19 protein-coding genes and 1 pseudogene are annotated in these 20,355 nt (G+C 66.2%); 9 read left to right on the forward strand and 11 right to left on the reverse strand.

What is annotated here, in order from left to right; all coding sequences use genetic code 11:
* Window positions 1-82 precede the first annotated feature (82 nt).
* Together lipA and ASE83_RS05210 are read left to right on the forward strand one after the other, a co-directional pair.
* On the forward strand, window positions 83-1,009 hold the full coding sequence (lipA, locus tag ASE83_RS05205) for a lipoyl synthase (protein WP_055784591.1): 927 nt from the start codon (window positions 83-85) through the stop codon (window positions 1,007-1,009).
* Window positions 1,009-1,509 carry a type II toxin-antitoxin system RatA family toxin gene (locus ASE83_RS05210; RefSeq protein ID WP_055784378.1) on the forward strand — a complete coding sequence of 167 codons (501 nt, stop codon included), beginning with the start codon at window positions 1,009-1,011 and terminating at the stop codon, window positions 1,507-1,509. Before lipA ends, ASE83_RS05210 begins: the two co-directional genes overlap by 1 nt.
* Here ASE83_RS05210 and ASE83_RS05215 read toward each other — a convergent pair.
* The 3 genes from ASE83_RS05215 to ASE83_RS05225 are packed head-to-tail and all read right to left on the reverse strand — an operon-like array spanning window position 1,431 to window position 3,629.
* On the reverse strand, window positions 1,431-1,970 hold the full coding sequence (locus ASE83_RS05215; RefSeq protein ID WP_055784380.1) for a CinA family protein: 540 nt from the start codon (window positions 1,968-1,970) through the stop codon (window positions 1,431-1,433). The genes ASE83_RS05210 and ASE83_RS05215 overlap by 79 nt on opposite strands.
* A 4-nt stretch (window positions 1,971-1,974) precedes the next feature.
* Window positions 1,975-2,490, reverse strand: coding sequence for a hypothetical protein (locus tag ASE83_RS05220; protein WP_055784382.1), 516 nt, complete (start codon window positions 2,488-2,490; stop codon window positions 1,975-1,977).
* Complete coding sequence (locus ASE83_RS05225) at window positions 2,487-3,629, reverse strand: bifunctional 2-C-methyl-D-erythritol 4-phosphate cytidylyltransferase/2-C-methyl-D-erythritol 2,4-cyclodiphosphate synthase (RefSeq protein ID WP_055784385.1); 1,143 nt, start codon at window positions 3,627-3,629, stop codon at window positions 2,487-2,489. The genes ASE83_RS05220 and ASE83_RS05225 overlap by 4 nt, the downstream gene beginning before the upstream one ends.
* A 91-nt stretch (window positions 3,630-3,720) precedes the next feature.
* Between ASE83_RS05225 and dusB the strand changes: the two genes are divergently transcribed.
* From dusB to hflX, 7 genes and pseudogenes are all read left to right on the forward strand, one after another.
* Window positions 3,721-4,716, forward strand: a complete 996-nt coding sequence (gene dusB, locus ASE83_RS05230; protein WP_055784594.1) for a tRNA dihydrouridine synthase DusB — start codon at window positions 3,721-3,723, stop codon at window positions 4,714-4,716.
* A gap of 14 nt (window positions 4,717-4,730) precedes the next feature.
* A complete protein-coding gene (locus tag ASE83_RS05235; protein ID WP_235512998.1) occupies window positions 4,731-5,762 on the forward strand; it encodes a two-component system sensor histidine kinase NtrB in 1,032 nt (343 codons plus the stop codon).
* Entirely contained in the window at window positions 5,759-7,213 is a 1,455-nt protein-coding gene (gene ntrC, locus ASE83_RS05240) for a nitrogen regulation protein NR(I) (RefSeq protein ID WP_055784388.1), read from the forward strand. The genes ASE83_RS05235 and ntrC overlap by 4 nt, the downstream gene beginning before the upstream one ends.
* 68 nt (window positions 7,214-7,281) lie before the next feature.
* Window positions 7,282-9,549: a sensor histidine kinase gene (locus tag ASE83_RS05245; RefSeq protein ID WP_055784390.1), complete on the forward strand. Its 2,268-nt coding sequence runs from the start codon at window positions 7,282-7,284 to the stop codon at window positions 9,547-9,549.
* A complete protein-coding gene (ntrX, locus tag ASE83_RS05250; RefSeq protein WP_055784392.1) occupies window positions 9,546-10,928 on the forward strand; it encodes a nitrogen assimilation response regulator NtrX in 1,383 nt (460 codons plus the stop codon). The genes ASE83_RS05245 and ntrX overlap by 4 nt, the downstream gene beginning before the upstream one ends.
* 116 nt (window positions 10,929-11,044) lie before the next feature.
* Window positions 11,045-11,551: pseudogene (gene hfq / locus ASE83_RS05255) on the forward strand (RNA chaperone Hfq); the annotation flags it as partial.
* Window positions 11,548-12,834 (forward strand): GTPase HflX, encoded by a 1,287-nt coding sequence (hflX, locus tag ASE83_RS05260; RefSeq protein ID WP_055784396.1) that lies wholly within the window; start codon window positions 11,548-11,550, stop codon window positions 12,832-12,834. The pseudogene hfq and the gene hflX, both read left to right, overlap by 4 nt.
* A gap of 186 nt (window positions 12,835-13,020) precedes the next feature.
* Here hflX and mazG read toward each other — a convergent pair whose 3' ends face one another.
* From mazG to ASE83_RS05300, 8 genes are all read right to left on the reverse strand, one after another.
* Entirely contained in the window at window positions 13,021-13,764 is a 744-nt protein-coding gene (mazG, locus tag ASE83_RS05265; protein ID WP_268794961.1) for a nucleoside triphosphate pyrophosphohydrolase, read from the reverse strand.
* Between the two features lie 107 nt (window positions 13,765-13,871).
* Window positions 13,872-14,477 carry a retropepsin-like aspartic protease family protein gene (locus ASE83_RS05270; protein WP_235513000.1) on the reverse strand — a complete coding sequence of 202 codons (606 nt, stop codon included), beginning with the start codon at window positions 14,475-14,477 and terminating at the stop codon, window positions 13,872-13,874.
* Window positions 14,474-15,238, reverse strand: a complete 765-nt coding sequence (locus ASE83_RS05275) for an MBL fold metallo-hydrolase (protein ID WP_055784398.1) — start codon at window positions 15,236-15,238, stop codon at window positions 14,474-14,476. The genes ASE83_RS05270 and ASE83_RS05275 overlap by 4 nt, the downstream gene beginning before the upstream one ends.
* Window positions 15,235-16,014: a TatD family hydrolase gene (locus tag ASE83_RS05280; RefSeq protein ID WP_055784399.1), complete on the reverse strand. Its 780-nt coding sequence runs from the start codon at window positions 16,012-16,014 to the stop codon at window positions 15,235-15,237. Before ASE83_RS05280 ends, ASE83_RS05275 begins: the two co-directional genes overlap by 4 nt.
* A complete protein-coding gene (metG, locus tag ASE83_RS05285; protein ID WP_055784401.1) occupies window positions 16,011-17,558 on the reverse strand; it encodes a methionine--tRNA ligase in 1,548 nt (515 codons plus the stop codon). The genes ASE83_RS05280 and metG overlap by 4 nt, the downstream gene beginning before the upstream one ends.
* Window positions 17,559-17,569: 11 nt before the next feature.
* Window positions 17,570-18,556 carry an AAA family ATPase gene (locus tag ASE83_RS05290; RefSeq protein WP_055784403.1) on the reverse strand — a complete coding sequence of 329 codons (987 nt, stop codon included), beginning with the start codon at window positions 18,554-18,556 and terminating at the stop codon, window positions 17,570-17,572.
* Window positions 18,547-19,179: a dTMP kinase gene (tmk, locus tag ASE83_RS05295; RefSeq protein ID WP_055784405.1), complete on the reverse strand. Its 633-nt coding sequence runs from the start codon at window positions 19,177-19,179 to the stop codon at window positions 18,547-18,549. The genes ASE83_RS05290 and tmk overlap by 10 nt, the downstream gene beginning before the upstream one ends.
* Window positions 19,176-20,342 (reverse strand): D-alanyl-D-alanine carboxypeptidase family protein, encoded by a 1,167-nt coding sequence (locus ASE83_RS05300; RefSeq protein ID WP_055784407.1) that lies wholly within the window; start codon window positions 20,340-20,342, stop codon window positions 19,176-19,178. Before ASE83_RS05300 ends, tmk begins: the two co-directional genes overlap by 4 nt.
* Between the last annotated feature and the right edge of the window lie 13 nt (window positions 20,343-20,355).

Consider the following 20,355-nt stretch of genomic DNA (forward strand, 5'->3'; position numbering starts at 1 on the left):
TTCCCTCGCGCGCTACGACGCATGACGCGACGGAATGTTGCAGGCGGTTGTTCGTTTGCCCGTGCATCGCTATCTGGGCGACATGAACGAAATGACGCCGCTCCCCCGCCCGCAGCGCGAACGCAAGCCCGACTGGATTCGCGTAAAGGCTCCGACCGGAAAAGTCGTGGCCGAAACCCGCGCGCTGATGCGGTCGAAGAGCCTGACGACGGTGTGCGAGGAAGCGGCCTGTCCGAATATCGGCGAATGCTGGTCGAAAAAGCACGCGACCGTCATGATCCTGGGCGACACCTGCACCCGCGCCTGCGCGTTCTGCAACGTAAAGACGGGTATGCCGCGCGCGGTTGATCCGATGGAACCGCAGCATGTCGCCGAAGCGGCGGCGGCGATGGGTCTGAACCATATCGTCATTACCTCGGTCGATCGCGACGACCTGCCCGATGGTGGCGCGAAGCAGTTCGTGAAGGTGATCGAGGCGATCCGCGCCGCGAACCCGACCACGACGATCGAGATCCTGACGCCCGATTTCCGCAACAAGCACGAGGCGGCGGTCGAGATGATCGTGGCGGCGCGCCCCGATGTCTACAACCACAATCTCGAAACCGTGCCGCGGCTCTACCCGACGATCCGTCCGGGTGCGCGCTATTATGCGTCGCTGCGCCTGCTGGAGAGCGTCAAGAAGCTCGACCCGTCGATCTTCACCAAGTCCGGCATCATGCTGGGGCTGGGCGAGGAGCGACTGGAGGTGCATCAGGTGATGGACGACATGCGTTCGGCCGATATCGATTTCCTGACGATGGGCCAGTATCTGCAGCCGACGCCGAAACACGCCAAGGTCATCGATTTCGTGACGCCCAAGGCATTCGACGGGTTCGCCGCGATCGCCCGCGCCAAGGGGTTCCTGCTGGTCGCATCGTCGCCGCTCACCCGGTCGAGCTACCACGCCGGCGACGATTTCGAACGGATGCGGGCGAACCGTGATGCCAAGCTGGGCGTCGTTCGCGCCTGATGCCGAAGCATACCGAAACCCGTCATCTGCCCTACACGCCGGAGCAGATGTTCGACCTTGTCGCCGATGTCAGTCGCTATGGCGAGTTCCTGCCGTGGGTCAGCGCGATCCGGGTGCGATCGAACAGCGAGACGGAGATGGTCGCCGACATGATCGTCGGCTTCAAGGGCCTGCGCGAGAGCTTCACGTCGAAGGTGCAGAAGGAACGGCCCGGCCATATCCGCGTCGACTATCTCGACGGGCCGCTGAAATATCTGAACAACGACTGGCGGTTCAAGCCGGACGGGCAGGGCGGGACGCTGGTTGAGTTCTGCGTCGATTTCCAGTTCAAGAACCGCGTGTTCGAAATGCTCGCAGGTCAGGTATTCGACCGGGCATTGCGCAAGATGATCGGCGCGTTCGAGGATCGCGCCGCCCGGCTTTACGGGGATTCGGCGACGGGTTCGTCGGACGCCGCTTCCGGCGGCAGCAGCAGTTCGAGCGCGCACAACGCCGCCTGAAGGCGGATCGCCCCGCGCCCCAGATCGCCGAACTGGCGCAGGTCGGCGACGACCTTCGCCGGATCGCCACCCTTTTCCGCGCGGGCGAAGACGACGGTGCCGACCGGCTTCTTCTCGCTACCCCCGCCCGGCCCCGCGACGCCGGTGATCGCCACCGCGACATCGGCCTGCGTCACCTCCAGCGCGCCCTGCGCCATGCTCCATGCCGTTGCGATCGACACCGCGCCGAAAGTTTCGATCACGTCCGAGCTGACCTTGACCAGCCCGATCTTGGCCTCGTTCGAATAGGTCACGAAGCCTGCTTCGAACACGTCCGAACAGCCGGGGATTTCGGTGATCGCGGCGGCGACCAGCCCGCCGGTGCAGCTTTCCGCGAGCGCGATGCGGCGACCGACGGCACGATTCGCGTCGATCACCCGGCGCGCGGCTTCGATCAGTTCGGGGGGAAGTATGCTGTCCATCACATCAATTCCGGGCGGTCTGCCGGCACAGCGGCAGCCGCATCTGGGGGTTGGGGCGGTCGGCATCGACCTGCGCGAAGAGCACGATCAGCCCGGCGACGTTGCGGGGCGGCAGCGCCTGGACGAGGGTCGCGGCGCGTTCGATCCGGGGGCAATCGGCCGCATCGATATTGCCGACGACCATCGGTGCGATGAGCGACGCGACGATCGGTGCCGCAAACGCCGAATCGAGGAGCTGGATCGCCTGCGGCGCGGTCAGGCGCGACAGGGCCGCCTTGGCCTGCGGCCAGGCCGCGTCGGTTTCGGCTTCGTAGCGCGACAGGAACGGCCCGCCGCTCCGCCGCAGCAACGCGGTGGGCGGTAGGGCATTGGCGCAGCGGGCGCCCGCCTGCCGGATCAGCTCGGGCGCGACGAACAGGACCAGCGCCTCCGCTTCGGCCGGAGTGACGCAGGGCTGGGCTGCCTGCGCCGGGGCATTGGCACAGGCAGCCAGCGCCAGCAGTGCGGCCAGCCGCTTCATGCTGGCACCCGGATCGTCGCGATCGCCTGTGCGGCGATACCTTCCTGCCGGCCGGTGAAGCCCAGACGCTCGCTGGTCGTCGCCTTGATGCTCACATGCCGTTCGGCAATGTCGAGCAGGTCGGATATCCGGCTCCGCATCGCGGCGCGGTGCGGGCCGATCTTGGGCGCCTCGCAGATCAGCGTCAGGTCGACGAAATCGATGATGCCGCCCTCGGCGCGGACCAGCGATGCGGCATGTTGGAGGAACTGTCCCGATTCGGCGCCGCGCCATTGCGGATCGCTCGGAGGAAAATGGGTGCCGATGTCGCCCGCGCCGATTGTGCCGAGCAGGGCATCGGTGATGGCATGAAGCGCGACGTCGGCATCGCTATGCCCCGACAGGCCCCGGTCGTGCGGGATCAGCACGCCGCCCAGCCACAACTCCTCGCCCGCCTCCAGCCGGTGGACGTCGTACCCGGTAGCGCTGCGCGACACGAGCGCGGGCAGCGCGCGGGACTCGGCGACGGCGAAGTCGGCCGGATAGGTGATCTTTTCGAGCATGACGTCCCCTTCGACCATTGCCACGTCCAGACCGATCGCGCGCAGCATCTGCGCGTCGTCGGTCGCCTCGGCGGTCGCATCCCATGCGGCATGAGCGTCGCGAATGGCGTCGACCGCAAAAGCCTGCGGCGTCTGTACGCGGACCAGCCGGTCGCGCGGTACGACATCGCCCAGCGCCGCACCGCTGAACGCCAGCGTATCGGCCACGGGCAGGACCGGTACCGCGCCCGGTGCTTGGTCCAGCGCGGCGAGCAGGCGGTCGATGGCGATGGCGGGCAGAAACGGCCGCGCGGCGTCATGGATCAGCACCCGTGCGGCATCGCCGATCGCGGCCAGCCCGGCGGCCACGCTCTCGCGCCGTGTCGCTCCGCCGATCACGAACTCGACCTCACCGACTGCCGAATGCAGCAGCGCGTCCTGTCCCGCGCCGATCACCACCAGCACCCGGTCGATGCCGGGATGGCCGGCCAGCGCGGCATGGGCATGGGCGATCATCGCCCGTCCGGCGACGGGGGCAAATTGCTTGGGCAGGCTGCTGCCCGACCGGACGCCGGTTCCGGCGGCGACGATCAGGGCGACTGTGGGACCGGTCTGCATGGCGCCCGCCTAGCGTAAGCCGTGCGCGCCCGCCAGCCTTGCCCTCGACCGGCGGATGGCGTAGATGCTGCCCGATTTTCAGGCACAATCCATGACCATAGCTCCCATTCGCATCGGCGATGTCGTCATCGACATGCCGGTTATCCTCGCGCCGATGACCGGTGTCACCGACCTGCCGTTCCGCAAGATGGTGCGGCGGCACGGGTCGGGGCTGAACGTCACCGAGATGATCGCCAGCCAGGCCGCGATCCGCGAGACGCGCCAGTCGATCCAGAAGGCGATGTGGGACCCGGCGGAAGAGCCGGTGTCGATGCAGCTCGTCGGCTGCACGCCGGTCGAGATGGGGGAGGCCGCCAAGCTCGCCGAGGACAAGGGCGCGGCGATCATCGACATCAACATGGGCTGTCCGGTGCGCAAGGTGACGAACGGCGACGCCGGGTCGGCGCTGATGCGCGACCTGCCGCTCGCCGCCGATCTGATCGCGGCGGTGGTGAAGGCGGTGGAGGTGCCGGTGACCGTCAAGATGCGGATGGGCTGGGATCATGCCAGCCTCAACGCCCCCGAACTCGCCCATATCGCCGAGGATCTGGGCGCGCAGATGGTGACGGTCCATGGCCGTACGCGGAACCAGATGTATCGCGACCATGCCGACTGGGCGTTCGTCCGCCGGGTGAAGGACGCGGTGAGGGTACCGGTGATCGTCAACGGCGATATCTGCTCGGTCGATGACGCGCGGACCGCACTCGACCAGTCGGGAGCCGACGGCGTGATGATCGGTCGTGGTGCCTATGGCCGGCCGTGGCTGCTCGCGCAGGTCATGGCGGCGCTGTCGGGCGGCACCGCGCCCGCCGATCCGTCGGTCGAGGAACAATATCGCCTGATCGTCGAACATTATCACATGATGCTCGACCATTATGGCGAGGAAACCGGCGTCAACATGATGCGCAAGCATATCGGTTGGTACACCAAGGGGCTGCACGGATCGGCCGAGTTCCGCAACAAGGTGAACCAGCAGCCGGAATCCGCCACGGTGCTGGCGATGCTCGCCGATTTCTATGCGCCATGGTGTACGCGCGCGGCGGCGTGAGCGCGGGCGAAGGGATGCCTTCGTTCGCCGAGCTGTTCACCGGCCTGCCGGTGGCGGCGCTGGTGCTCGACGAGGCTGGCTGTATCGCCCATGCCAATGGGGCGGCGGAACTGCTGCTGAACCAGTCGGACCGGGCGATGCGCGGGCTGTCGCTTGAACAGATCGTCTCGCTGCCGCCGGGCTATGGCGATCCGCGCGATGGGCGGACCTTCGTCAGCTACGATTGCGAATTGCAGTTGCGACGCGGCGGGCGGCTGCGGGTCGACTTCCACGACAGCCCGGCGACCCACGGGTCGGCGTGGCGGGTCGTCATGCTCAATGGCATTCGCGACGGTCATATCGGGTCGCGTGCGGCGGGTGCCCGTGCCGCGATCGGTGCGGCGGCGATGCTGGGGCACGAGATCAAGAACCCCTTGTCCGGCATTCGCGGCGCGGCGCAGCTGCTGGCGGGCGACGTGGACGACCGCAGCGTGCTGACCGACCTCATCATCGCAGAGGTCGATCGCATCGCCGCGCTGATCGATCGGATGCAGGAATTCACCGACGACCGTCCGCGCGCGTTGCAGGTGCAGAACATCTACCCCGTCCTCGCCCATGCGGTGCAGCTGGCGTCCGCCGGCTTCGCGCGGGGGATCGTGATCGAGGAGCGCTTCGACCCCTCGCTGCCACCCGTCCGGATCGACCGCGATGCGTTCGTCCAGGTGCTGGTGAACCTCCTGAAGAATGCCGCCGAGGCGCTGGAGGAGGTCGAGCAGCCGCGCATCATCCTCGGCACCGCCTATCGCCACGGCATGTCGCACGGCATCGGCGGGGGCGAGCGCCGGGCGGTGCCGATCGAACTGACCGTGACCGACAATGGCCCCGGCGCGCCCGCCGACATCGCCGGGCACCTGTTCGAACCGTTTGTTTCGGGCAAGCGGGAGGGGCGGGGCTTCGGCCTGCCGATGGTCGAGAAACTGGTCGGCGAGATGAATGGCTTCGTCCGCTATGCCCGCGAAGGATATCCGCCGATGACCGTATTCCGCCTTCACCTGCCGCGCGCATGACGGCTTCCTCGCGCATCCTGCTGGTCGATGACGACGCGGCGATCCGGACCGTCGTGGCGCAGGCGCTGCGCCGGGAGGGGCATGAGGTGCACAGCGTCGGCACGCTGGGGCAATTGCGCGCGGAGCTGCGCGCCGGCCTGCCGGGGGTACTGGTCACCGACGTCGTGCTGCCCGATGGCGATGGGCTGGAAATGGCGGCGACCCTCAACGCCGAATTTCCCGACCTGCCGATCATCGTCCTGTCGGCGCGCAACACGCTGACCACCGCCGTTCGGGCGACCGAAGCCGGGGCGTTCGACTATCTTCCCAAGCCGTTCGACCTCGACACGCTGGCGCTGGCCGTACGCGGGGCGCTGGCGCGACGGTCGCGCGGTGCGGAGGAGCAGCCGGTCGACGCGATCGATTCGTCGCTGCCGCTGATCGGGCGGTCGCCGGCGATGCAGGATGTGTACCGCGTGATCGCGCGGGTCGTCGCGACCGACCTGACCGTGCTGGTCACCGGCGAATCCGGCACCGGCAAGGAACTGGTCGCCCGCGCGATCCACGACCTGGGCCGCCGTAGCCGCGCGCCGTTCATTGCGCTCAACATGGCGGCGATCCCGCGCGAGCTGATCGAGGCGGAGCTGTTCGGCCATGAACGCGGGGCGTTCACCGGCGCGGCGCAGCGGTCGGCCGGCAAGTTCGAGCAGGCGGCGGGCGGCACGCTGTTCCTCGACGAGATCGGCGACATGCCGATGGAGGCGCAAACCCGGCTGCTGCGCGTGCTGCAGTCGGGGGAGTTCACCAGCGTCGGCGGCGCCCGCCTCATCCGCGCCGATGTCCGCATCGTCGCTGCGACCAACAAGACGCTGGCCGCGCAGGTCCAGTCGGGCCAGTTCCGCGAGGATCTGTTCTACCGCCTGAACGTCGTCCCCATCGCGCTGCCCCCCTTGCGCGAACGTCGGCAGGACGTGGCGCTGCTCGCCCGTCACTTTCTCGACCAGGCGGTGCGCGATGGCCTGCCGCGCAAGACGCTGACGGCGGACGCGCAGGAACTGCTCGAGGGGCATGACTGGCCCGGCAATGTCCGCGAACTCGAAAACCTGATGCGCCGCGTCGCCGTGCTGGGCCGGGATACCGCGATCGAGGCGAGCGAGTTGCGCGGGGCATTGGGCGATACCGGCGGACGACCTGCGGTGCAGCCCGATGCCGATCTCGGCGATGCGGTGCGGGCGTGGCTGCGCCGTGTCGCCCGCGAGGAGCCGGCGACGCTGGAGAATGGAACCCTGTACGACCGTCTTATTTCCGACGTCGAACGCCCGCTGATCGAAGCGATGCTCGATCGCCACGCCAGCAACCAGTTGCGTGCTGCAAAAGCGATGGGCCTGAACCGCAACACCTTGCGCAAGCGGCTCGATGAACTGGGGATCGACCCGGCGGTCCGTGCCTATCATGCGGAAAAGGAACGCTAATCCTGTTACCGGACGATTGCGGTGCGATTTGACGTGCGTTGGGGCGGGAATGTTGTAAAACGGCAACTATGGTTGCAGCGTTAACGGAACCGAAGCGCGCCACATCGATCCCGGCGCGATGGTTTCCGGCGATCGAGGTCGTCGTGCTGCTGGCGGTGATCGCCATCGGTGTCGGCAGCTACGTGCTGTTCGATCGATCGCAAAGCGCGCGAGGCCAACTGCCTTCTCCGTCGCTGATGGCGGTGGTGCTGGTTGCCAATCTTATCCCCGCGATGGCGCTGCTGGTTCTGATCGGTCGGCGGATCGCAAAGCGACGCGCGGCGCAGTCGGTAATCGGTGGCTCCGGCCTGTTGCACGTACGGCTGGTCGCGCTGTTCTCGATCCTTGCCAGCGTCCCGATGTTGCTGGTGACGATCGTCGCGTCGTTCCTGTTTCAATATGGCGTCGAATTCTGGTCCTCGGATCGCGCGCGAGGCATCTTCGAAAACGCGCAGGTACTGGCACAGTCATCCTATAACGAATTCCTCAATACCGTGGATGGCCAGAATATTGCGGTCGCATCGGATATCCGCCGGATGCTGCTCAACAATCGCTACTCCCTTGAGAGCGACGAATTCCGTCTGGTTTACCAGAACAGCATCGTGTTCCGGGGTTTGAGTGATTCGGTTGTGTTCGACATTCCCCCGGACGGCCGTCCCCGGTCTCTGGCCTCGGCATCGATCTACGAAGGGCCGCTGCGCTGGAGCATCGACCCGCAGTCGATCGCTGCCTTGCGAGCGGGTAAGCCCAGCTACGTCAGCGTACGTGACCGACAAGTGCAATCGGTGACCCGCGTCCTCGACACGCCCTATTACGTCTATTCCGCGCGTGACATCGATCTGGCGACGTACACCGAACGGCGCAACCGCACGCAGGCTATCCTGTCTGATTATGTTGCGCTGCTCAAACGCTCGCGCAATGTGCAGCTGCAACTGAACATAGCGCTGTTCGTCGTCTCGCTCATCATCGTCGGCCTCGCGGTGTTCGTCGCGCTCGCGGTCGCCGACCGTCTGGTTCGTCCGGTCGGCGCGCTGGTCGGTGCGGCACGCCGGGTTGCTGGCGGCGACCTGTCGGCGAGGGTTCCTGAACCGAACGGCACACGCCAGAAGGACGAAATCGGCACGCTCGCCAGCGCGTTCAACAGCATGACCGAGCGATTGCAGGAACAGACCGGCGAACTGGTCGCCGCCAACGCCCAGATCGACAGCCGCCGCGCGCTGATCGAGGCGGTGATGTCGGGCGTCAGCGCCGGCGTCGTCTCGGTCGGGCGCGACCGTACGATCCAGCTCGCCAACAGTTCGGCGACCGCGCTGCTGAAGACCGGCAGTACGCCGCTGGTGGGGCGGCCGCTCGCCGATGTCGCGCCGGAACTGGACGATCTGCTGGGCGGCGAGACGCAGGACGCGATCATCCAACTGGCGTCGGGGGGCGAGGCAAAGACGCTGGCGGTGCGTATTACGCGTGACGATGGCCAGCATATCCTGACCTTCGACGACATCACGCAGCAATTGCTCGACCAGCGTCGCGCGGCATGGTCCGACGTCGCCCGTCGCATTGCGCACGAGATCAAGAATCCGTTGACCCCGATCCAGCTCGCCGCCGAGCGGTTGCAGCGCCGCTATGGGACCAAGCTGATCGAGGACGACGGCACTTTCGCCCGCCTGACCGAGACGATCGTTCGCCAAGTCGGCGACCTGCGCCGCATGGTCGATGAGTTTTCCTCTTTCGCGCGGATGCCCAAGCCCGTGTTCCGGCATGAATCGCTTGCCGAACTGGGGCGACAGAGCCTGTTCCTGCACGAAGTCGCGCATCCCGACATCGACTTCGTGCTGGAATCCGCCGGCGCCGCGCCGCTGGTGTGCGACCGGCGCCAGCTGGGCCAGGCGTTGACCAACATCGTCAAGAACGCGACCGAGGCCGTCGCCGCCCGCCCCGAGGGTGCACCGCGCGGTCGGATCGAGATGGACGTCCGCTACGATGCGCAGGGGCGGATGCATATCGACACCAGCGACAACGGCATCGGCCTGCCGGTCGAACGTGACCGCATCGCCGAACCCTATATGACCACGCGCAAGGGCGGCACCGGCCTTGGCCTCGCCATCGTCCGCAAGATCGTCGAGGAACATTTCGGAACCATATCGTTCGCCGACCGTCCCGGAGGAGGGACGATCGTGTCGATCATCTTCGATCCCTCCATCCTTGCCGCGCTGGCGGGAACGGGGACGTCGGAAGATGACGATTCACAGGAGGTTACAACGCGCCACCCCATGCTTACCCGGACCGGAACGCCCGCATGAAGCTCGATATTCTCGTCGTCGACGACGAAACCGATATCCGTGAACTCGTCGCCGGCGTGCTGGAGGACGAGGGATACGAGACGCGCGGCGCGGCCGATAGTGACGCCGCACTCGAGGCGGTCGCGCAACGGCGGCCGTCGCTGGTGCTGCTCGACGTCTGGTTGCAGGGATCTCGCCTCGACGGGCTGGAACTGCTCGATGAACTGAAGGCACGCGATCCGTCGCTGCCGGTGCTGGTGATCTCCGGCCATGGCAACATCGACACCGCCGTTGCTGCCATTCGGCGGGGCGCGGTCGATTTCATCGAAAAGCCGTTCGAGGCGGAACGGCTGCTGTTCCTGGTCCAGCGCGCGACCGAAACCGAACGCCTTCGACGCGAGGTCGCGTCGCTGCGCGCCTCGGCGGGACGCGAGGACGACCTGACCGGCAGCTCGACCGCGATCAACAGCGTCCGTGCGACATTGAAGCGCGTGGCCGGCACCGGCAGCCGTGTCCTCATCACCGGCGGCGCGGGCGTCGGCAAGGAAGTGGCGGCACGCCTGCTGCATGGCTGGAGCCAGCGTGCTCAGGCGCCGTTCGTCATCGTCAGCGCTGCGCGCATGACGCCAGAACGGGTCGATGAGGAACTGTTCGGCGTGGAGGAGGGCGGCAACCTCGTCCGGCCCGGCCTGCTCGAACAAGCGCATGGCGGTACGTTGTTTCTCGACGAAATCGCCGACATGCCGATCGCGACGCAGGCGCGCATCCTGCGCGTGCTGACCGATCAGAGCTTTACCCGCGTCGGTGGTACCCGTGTGGTGAAGGTCGATGTCCGGGTCGTATCGGCGACCGCGCGCGATCTGCAGCAGGAGATCATCGACGGCCATTTCCGCGAGGACCTCTATTACCGCTTGAATGTCGTGCCGGTACAGATTCCTTCGCTGGCGGAACGGCGTGAGGACATTCCGCCGCTGGTCGAACATTTCGTCGCGCACTACGCCAACGAACGCCGGGTCCAGACGCCGGAGGTTGCACCCGATGCGATGATTGCGCTGCAAAGCTATGAATGGCCGGGCAATGTCCGCCAGCTGCGCAACGTCGTCGAACGCACCGTCATTCTCGCACCGGGCAACCGGATCGCGCGGATCGACATCGACCTGCTCCCGCCCGAGGTGCTGGGATCGTCCGGCGACGGGGCAGGGGGTGCCACCGCTAGCGCGATCATGGGATCGCCGCTGCGCGAGGCGCGCGAGTCGTTCGAACGCGAGTATCTGCGTGTCCAGATTCGGCGTTTTTCCGGCAATATCTCGCGTACCGCGACGTTCATCGGAATGGAGCGCTCGGCGCTGCACCGCAAACTGAAGCTGCTGGGCATCACCGAAACGCGCGGCGACGAATAGCCGGAACGGACCATTGCGGCAGCGCGGCGTCGGACCTAGATTGGCGGTTCCGCGCCACAGGGGCGCGGCAACCGGGTGACGGTTAAAGACACTCAGCGGGAAATTCCCGCCAAGAACAAGGGCAAGTCATGGCCGAACGGCAGGGGTCGCTTCAGGACCTGTTTCTCAACTCGTTGCGCCGGTCGAAGACGCCGGTAACGATGTTCCTCGTCAAGGGCGTGAAGCTTCAGGGCATCGTGACATGGTTCGACAATTTTTCGGTGCTGCTGCGTCGTGATGGACAGTCGCAGCTGATCTACAAGCACGCCATCTCGACGATCATGCCGGCGGGTCCGACCGACCTGTCATCGGTGATCGAGGCGGCTGCAGAAAATACCTCGAAGCACGCGCCGCTGCAGGAAATCTTCCTGAACGCCGTGCGCAAGGCGCAGGAAAACGTCACCATGTTTCTGGTGAACGGCGTGATGCTGCAGGGGCAGATCGCCGCGTTCGACCTGTTCTGCATGTTGCTTCAGCGCGAAGGCATGTCGCAGCTGGTGTACAAGCACGCGGTTTCCACCATTCAGCCGGCCAATCCGCTGAACCTTGCCGAAGAACAGGCGTCGGGGGCGGACGAGGCTTGAGCACCGGTTTCGACCGCGACGCGCAGGAATTCACGCGCGGCGCATCCGCGATCGTCGTCCTGCCCGATATGGGCGGGTCGGCGCGCGATGCCGATGCCCGGCTCGAGGAAACCGCCGGCCTTGCGCTGGCGATCGGCGTGGATGTGCGGCATCGCATTCCCTTCCGCGTACGCACACCGAAGCCGGCCACGCTGATCGGCAGCGGGCAGGTGGACCAGCTCGTGCAGATGGTGCGCGACGAGGACCTACAACTGGCGGTGTTCGATGCCGCACTGACGCCGGTGCAGCAGCGCAACCTCGAAACCGCGCTTGGCTGCAAGGTGATCGACCGGACCGGGCTTATCCTCGAAATCTTCGGCGAACGTGCGCGGACGGCCGAGGGTAGGTTGCAGGTCGAACTCGCCCACCTCGACTATCAGGCCGGTCGACTGGTGCGCAGCTGGACCCATCTCGAACGGCAGCGCGGCGGCTTCGGCTTTCTCGGCGGCCCCGGTGAAACGCAGATCGAGGCCGATCGCCGCTTGATCCGCGATCGCATGGCTCGCCTGCGTCGCGAGCTGGACGGCGTATCGCGCACGCGGACGCTGCACCGCGATCGGCGGCAGCGTGCGCCATGGCCGGTGGTCGCGCTGGTCGGCTACACCAATGCCGGCAAGTCCACGCTGTTCAATCGCCTGACCGGCGCGGAGGTCATGGCCGAAAACCTGCTGTTCGCGACTCTCGACCCTACGCTGCGGCAGGTGTCGTTGCCGGGGATCGACAAGGCGATCCTGTCGGACACGGTGGGCTTCGTCTCCGACCTGCCGACGCAGCTGGTGGCGGCGTTCAAGGCGACGCTGGAGGAAGTGGTGTCGGCGGACCTGCTGATCCATGTCCGCGACGTCGCGCATCCCGACACGGCGGCGCAGGCGTCCGACGTGGAAGCGGTGCTGAAGGAAATCGGCGTCGACGACACGACCCCGCGGATCGAGGCGTGGAACAAGCTCGACCTGTTGGGTGATGACGACCGCATCGAGATGCTGGGGGAGGCGGCGCACCGAGAGGATATCGTCGCCTTGTCCGCGCTGACCGGGGAGGGGGTCGACCGCTTCATTCGCACCATCGGCGACCGGCTGACGGAGGGGCATCGCCGCTATCGCATCGCATTGGCGCCGGAGGATGGCGCCAGTGCGGCATGGCTCCACGCCCATGGCGAGGTCACCGATCACTGGATCGATGACGATCGCGCGCTTTACGATGTCCGCATGGCGCCGGCCGACTATGATCGATTCCTAACCCGGTGAAGTCCATTCCGGCCGGGCTGGGGAGGGGCGCTCGGCGCATCCCGATCCACCACCGGCGGGACGGGCAGGAGTCCGCCAGAGTCCGGAAACGGCCCTTAGGACTCCGCGGGCGTTTTCCCGATGCTAGCTATCGGCGAGTCCCCAAGCGACTCCATGGACGGTTTTCGCAGATTCTTGACAAAATCGTCAGGGAAGGGGGCTGTTCTTCGCTCGGCTCCAGGCGGTTTCCTTGTCGGCAAGCGACCGGTCGGCGAAGCTCGGGTCTTCGGCTTCCATCGTGGCAAATCGTTGTTCGAATTTGGCATTGGCCGCGCGGAGTGCCGCTTCGGGATCGATGCCCAAGTGCCGCGCCCAGTTCACGACGGAGAACAGCAGGTCGCCGACCTCCTCCAATCGTTCCGTCTCGCTCGCCGCTTCCACTTCGCCCAGTTCCTCGTCGATCTTGGCCCTCGGCCCCGTCGCGTCCGGCCAGTCGAATCCAACCCGCGCGGCCCGCTTCTGCAATTTTTCCGCCCGCGCCAGTGCCGGCAACCCTAGCGCGACGCCCGCGAGCGCGCCCGTCTGCCCCGGCTTGGCACGGCGTTCGGCGGCCTTGACCTGTTCCCACAGATGATGGCCGCCATCGTCGGCATCCCCGAAGATGTGCGGATGGCGCCGTTCCATCTTATCGCTGATCGCATTGACGACGTCGTGCAGGTCGAACAGCCCGGCCTCTTCGGCGATCCGACTGTGGAACACGACTTGCAGCAGCAGGTCGCCCAGTTCGTCCTTGAGGTCCGCCATATCACCGCGCGCGATGGCATCGGCCACTTCATAGGCTTCCTCGATCGTGTACGGAGCGATCGTCGCAAATGTCTGGACGCTATCCCATTCGCAGCCATCCGCCGGGTCGCGCAACCGCGCCATGATCGCGACGATGCGTCCGACGATGTTGCCGGAGGATGTCGCCGAACGGTGCTCAACGCCGTGGAAACGATCGCCGGGAAGCTCCTGATCTTGGGCCATGCTTATATTCCGATAATAAACATTATGTAAAATCAAGGCACGTTGTCGGCTTGCAGAACCAACGTGCCGCGTTCCACCCGCCAGCTTCCCAACCGCGACAGGAAGTTCATGCCGACCACGTCCATCTCACCGAACGCCGGCGAAATCACGACCGGCAGATCGCGCGTCTCCAGCGATCCGATCCGCACCGTTTCGATCCGGCCGCGTGCGGCTTCGACCGTTCCGTTCGCCGTCGTAAGCAACACCGGTGGAACCCGACGCGGCGTGACGCCGATCGCCTTAGCGGTCGCTTCGGAAATCGCGGTCGACGTCGCGCCACTGTCGATCAGCATCCGCCGCTCAATGCCATTCAGCTTCGCAACTGCCCAAAAATGCCCGTCGACTGACTGACGGATGCGCACGGTATCGCCTTCGACACTCTGTTCCGCTACGCCCAATCGTTCTCCAATCGCTCCAGCGACTTCGCCGATCCGGCCACGATTGCTGAAGGCGACGTACAGGATCGCCACGATGATCGCCCAACCCAGCAACGCCCGGATCACGCTGCCGCCGGACGGCCGCCGGGCGATGAGCGAAGACAACGGCAACACAAGCATCAACAGCCCGAGCAGGACGTAGATCGCCCGGTCGTCGGTCACAGACCCAGTTCCATCCCGTCATATCCGGGTTCGATACCCGCCGGCAGGTTGTCGCGCAGCGTCGCATAGTCCATCGAATGATCCATATGGATCAGGACGGTCCGACCCGCCCGACAGTTCCGCGCGAATGCGATCGCTTCATCGAGCGAAGGATGCGTCGGATGCGGTGCGACCCGCAGCGCGTCGACGACCAGAATATCGACGCCGTTGTAGAGGTCGAGCATCCCGGGCGTAACCGCGCTGAAATCGGTGGCGTAGCCGATCGAGCCCCGTTCGGTGTCGAACCGCAACCCGGCGGACTCGATCGATCCATGTGGTTGATCGGTGCAACGGATCGTGACCGGGCCGATCGTCAGGCTGTCGGGCAGCAACGCCCCGGAAACGGTCGCGCGATACCCTGCCCGCCCTGCAAACACATATTCGAACCGCGATTGGAGGCTCTTCAGCGTTGCAGCACGGGCGAACCCGGCTACCGGCACCCGCGCATTATGGAACAGCTGCCGCAGGTCGTCGATGCCGTGGCAGTGATCGGCATGATCGTGGGTCCACAGCACCGCATCGACCGTCGCGACATCGGCGGCCAGCAACTGCTCCCGCATGTCCGGACCGGTATCGATCAGGATGCGCGTTCCGTCATATTCGATCAGCGCCGATACCCGCGTCCGCCGGTTTCGCGGCTCGGCCGGGTCGCAGGCACCCCAGTCATTTCCGATCCGCGGCACGCCGGACGACGTACCCGAGCCGAGGATGCGGATCTTCATGCCAGCGTCTTGGTAAACAGGCGGTGAAAGTTTTCGTGCGTGGCGTCGGCCAGCGCTTCGGGGTTTTCACCGCGCAGTTGCGCCAGGAACCGGCAGGTGTCGGCGACGAATGCCGGTTCGCCCTGTTTGCCGCGATGCGGGACCGGCGCGAGGAACGGCGCATCGGTTTCGATCAGCAGCCGGTCGAGCGGCAGGTCGCGGGCGACGGCCTGTAAGTTCTGCGCGCTCTTGAACGTCACGATCCCCGAAATGGAGATGTAGAATCCGAGATCGAGCGCGATCCGCGCCAGTTCGGCCGACCCGGTGAAGCAGTGCAGGACGCCCGGAAAGGCCCCCTTCCCCAGTTCGTCGCGCAGGATCGCGGCGGTATCGTCCTCGGCATCGCGTGTGTGCACGACGATTGGCAGCCCGGTTTTCCGGCACGCCGCCAGATGCGCGCGAAAGCTGCGTTGCTGCGCGGCGCGGTCGCTGTGGTCGTAATAGTAATCGAGGCCGCTTTCGCCGATGCCGACGACCCGAGGATGGGCTGCGGCTTCGATCAGGCGTGCGGTGTCGACATGGGCGTGCTCATCCGCCTCGTGCGGATGGATGCCGACCGTCGCCCACACATCGGCCTCGCGTTCGGCGGTGCCGACCACCGCGTCCCATTCGCTTTCGCTGGTCGAGATGTTGAGCATCGCGACGACCCCCGTCGCCCGGGCGCGCGACAACACCGCGTCCGATGCCTCGGCTACGCCCTTGTAGTTCAGGTGGCAGTGACTGTCGGCCAGCCTCATGCGGGTTCGACCTCCGCGATGGTCAGGCGCGGGAAGATCGGGGTCGGCGGGGCGATCCGGAATCCTGCGCCACGCTGTTCGACATACCAGCCATCATCGCCGAGCGCATCATGGCCCTGCCCCGCCTGCCCCAACTGCCCCAGCAACGTCGCGGCAGATGCCGGAACGACCGGTTCGATCGCTATGGCAAGATCGCGAATGGCGCGGACAAGGGTTCCCAGCACCGCGTGCATCCGTTCGGGATCGGTCTTGCGCAGCGCCCAGGGGGCCTGGACATCGATATACTGGTTGCAGGCGAAGACGCCGCGCATCCACGCCTCCAGCGCCTGCCCCAGCGAGAGGTCGGCGAACGCCATGCGATAGCCCTCGATCGCCTCGCCAACCGCCGCCAGCAGCGTGGCGTCGGCCGGATCGCTTCGCCCATCGTCGGGCAATACGCCGTCGAGGTTCTTGGCAATGAACGACAATGTCCGCTGCGCAAGATTACCGAAGCTGTTGGCAAGGTCGCTGTTCGCGCGGGTGACGATCGCTTCGTCCGAAAACGTTCCGTCCTGACCGAAGCTGATGTCGCGCAACAGGAAATAGCGCAGGGCGTCGACACCATAGAGTTCGGCCAGCTTGATCGGATCGACCACGTTGCCGGTCGACTTCGACATCTTTTCCCCGCGATTGAGCAGGAAGCCGTGGCCGAATACCTTCTGCGGCAGCGGCAGCTTGGCCGACATCAGGAAGGCTGGCCAATATACGGCGTGGAACCGGACGATGTCCTTGCCGATGAGGTGGAGCGCCGCCGGCCAGTATCGGTTCGGCGCTTCGGGATAACCCGCACCGGTCAGATAGTTCGTCAGCGCATCGACCCAGACATACATGACATGGCCGGGGCTGTCCGGCACCGGCACGCCCCAGTCGAAGCTGGTCCGCGACACCGACAGGTCGGTCAGCCCGCCCTCGACGAAGCGCAACACTTCGTTGCGGCGGCTGTCGGGCTGGATGAAGTCCGGGTTGGCGGCATAGAAATCGAGCAAGGGCTGCTGATATTTCGAGAGGCGGAAGAACCAGGTTTCCTCGGCAGTCCATTCCACCGGCGTGCCCTGCGGCGACAGGCGCACCCCGCCCTCGCCATCGGTCAGTTCCTTTTCCTCGTAGAAGGCTTCGTCGCGGACCGAATACCAGCCCTCATAGCGATCGAGATACAGGTCGCCGGCATCGCGCATCGCGGTCCAGATCGCCTGCGACGCCGCATAATGCTGCGGCTCGACGGTACGGATGAACCGATCGCACGAAATATTCAGAATGCTGGCCATGTCTCTAAAATAGCCGGACATTTCATCGGCTAGATCCCGCACCTCTACGCCCCGGTCACGCGCGGTCTTGACCATCTTCAGCCCGTGTTCGTCGGTGCCGGTCTGGAAGAAGACGTCGCGCCCGGCCTGCCGCTGAAAGCGGGCGATCGCGTCGGCGGCGATCATTTCATAGGCGTGGCCGATATGCGGCCGGCCGTTCGGGTAATGGATCGCGGTGGTGATGTAGAATGGATCGGACATGGGCCGAGCCTCTAGGCGATCCCGCGCGCGGGCGCCAGTCGCGCGACAAGGCCCGCCATCTCGAACACTGTCGTCTCCGCGACCAGCGACAGCGCAGGCGCCATGGCGGCCAGCGCCCGCGCCTTCTCATAGGCATCCAGCGCGTCGCGCAACGGCGGTCCGCTTCGCGTCCGCGCCGCGGCGGCGATCAATGCCGGTGCGCGGTCGAGGAACACGGCATAGCGCGGCTGCGCGGTCTTGCCGGCCAACGCCTTTGCCAGACGGGAACGAATGCGGTTGTCGGCGTCGCCGGTTTCGGCGATCGCCGACAGGTCGCGGTCGAGTGCCGCGACCGACAGGCCGGCATAGGCCAGCGCCCGGCCCGGCGCGCCCTCGGCCGCCGTGACAAGCGCGTCGACGTCCGACCCGTCCAGTTCCGGCAGCGCGTCCCGCAGGACCCGCGCTACTTCCTCGTCCCGCAGCGGATCGAAGCGCAGCTGGCGGCACCGCGAGCGGATCGTCGGGAGCAGCCGGCCCGGCGAATGGCTGACCAACAGAAAGATCGTTCCGACCGGCGGCTCCTCCAGATTCTTCAGCAGGGCGTTCGCGCCGGGCCGTTCCAGATCGTCGATCGCGTCGATGACCACGACCCGGCGGGTGGAGAGCGCCGGCTTGGTCGCGAACATCGGCTGCAAGGTCCGGACCTGATCGATCTTGATGCTGCGCGCGATGTCCTGGTCGGGCTTGTCCGGATCCTTGGGCAGGCGGACCAGTTCGCGATAGTCGGGATGCGCGCCCGACGCCATCAGTTGCATGACGCGGTGATCTTCCCCGATCTCCCCGCGCATCCGGCTACGACCGTCGAGTGCGGTTGCGAGCAGACGTTGCGCCATTTCCCGCGCGAAACCGCCCTTGCCGATGCCTTCCGGTCCGGTCAGCAGCCATGCGTGATGCAGCGCGACACTCTCCGCCGCCGCGACAAAGGCTTCACGCGCGGCGTCGTTGCCGATCAGGGGCACGGCAGGAGGTCGGCGATCGCGTCGATCAACCGCATGGTCACCTGTCCGACCGCACCCGAGACGTCGATCCGCCGCACCCGGTCGGGTTCGGCCTGCGCGATCCGATCGAAGGTCGCGGCGACCGACCGGTGGAAATCATCGTCGCGCGCGGCGAACCGATCCGCTGCCGCGCCGTCCCGCGCCTGTGCCCGCACATTCCCCTCACCGTCGGGCAGGGTCAGCAACAGGGTGCGATCAGGCAGCAACCCGCGCGACCCGAAACCGTGCAGCGCCAGGATCGCGGCATCGTCGATCCCCTGCGCCCCCTGATAGGCGCGGGTGCTGTCGATGAAGCGGTCGCAGATGACCCAGCTGCCTGCATCGACCAGCGGCCGGATCGTCTTTTCGACATGGTCCGCCCGGGCCGCCGCGAACAGCAAAGCCTCGGCATGGGCGCTCCACCGGCGAACGTCGCCCTGCATCAGCAGGGCACGGATCGCCTCCGCACCCTCGCTACCGCCCGGCTCCCGCGTCAGCACCGCATGGATGCCCCGCGCCTCCAGCGCTGCCACGAGGGCACGGGCCTGGGTCGATTTGCCGACCCCTTCCCCGCCCTCCAGCGTCAGGAACCGGCCGGCGCTCAAGCGAACAGCGAGGTCAGGCTTGCCCAGACGCGACCGAAGAACCCGGCCTCGGCCACGTCATTTTCGGCGACCAGCGGCATACGCTGTTCCCCGGTATCGGGCGATGCGATCACCAGGTCGGCGATATGCTGGCCCTTGGCGATCGGCGCCTTGATCGGGCCGTTATAGACGACCTTCGCCGTGATAGGGCTGTTGGTCCCCGCCGGCATGGTGACGGTCAGCGCGCGCGGCGCGACCAGTCCGACCGTGGCCGAATCGCCCAGTTGCACCTCAGCCGTTTCGACCCGCTTGCCCGCCGCGACGATCGGACGTGCACGCCAGGCACCGAAGCCCCAGTTCATGAACTTGACCGATTCCGCGATCCGCTGATTCGCGCTTGTCAGCCCGGCCAGCACCATCACCAGTCGGCGACCATCCTGTTCGGCCGATCCGGTGAAGCCATAGCCCGCTTCCTCGGTATGGCCGGTCTTCAGCCCGTCGGCCCCACGAACGCGGCCGAGCAGCGGGTCGCGGTTCGCCTGGGTGATGGCGGCACCTTCGCCCAGCGTCTTGCCCCAGGTAAAATCGGTCTTCGAATAGAATTTCTTGTACAGCTGCGGATGATTCTGGATCGTTGCGCTCGCCAGCTTCGCCAGATCGCGCGCGGTCACATAGGTCCGCCCTTCGTCCGGCCATCCGTTCGAGGTGCCGAAATGGCTGTTGCTGAGGCCCAGTTCCTTGGCCCGCTGGTTCATCAGGTTGGTGAAGGCTTCTTCCGACCCGGCGATCTTTTCGGCCAGCACGACGCAGGCATCGTTCCCCGACAGAACGATGATGCCGTAGAGTAGGTTCTCGACGCTGACGTTTTCATTCACCGACAGGAACATGGTCGAACCGGCCTGCGGGCCGTGCCATTTCTTCCACGTCTCGGGCGAGACGGTCGCCGTGTCGCCGAGCTTCAGTTCGCCCTTCTTAATCAGGTCGAACGCGACATAGGCGGTCATCATCTTCGCCATCGATGCCGGCGGCATCCGCCGGTCGGCGTCCTTGGCAAAGAGCGTCGCGCCCGACGACAGGTCTGTCATGAACGCGACCGGTGCCGGCGTCTCGAACGGCGGCGCGGCGGCGATGCCGGGGGTGGCAATGGCGATGGCGGCGATGCTCGAAAGGGCGATCTTACGCATGGGGCACGTGGTT

Origin of the sequence: Sphingomonas sp. Leaf32, assembly GCF_001421765.1 — a bacterium.
Lineage (GTDB): Bacteria > Pseudomonadota > Alphaproteobacteria > Sphingomonadales > Sphingomonadaceae > Sphingomonas.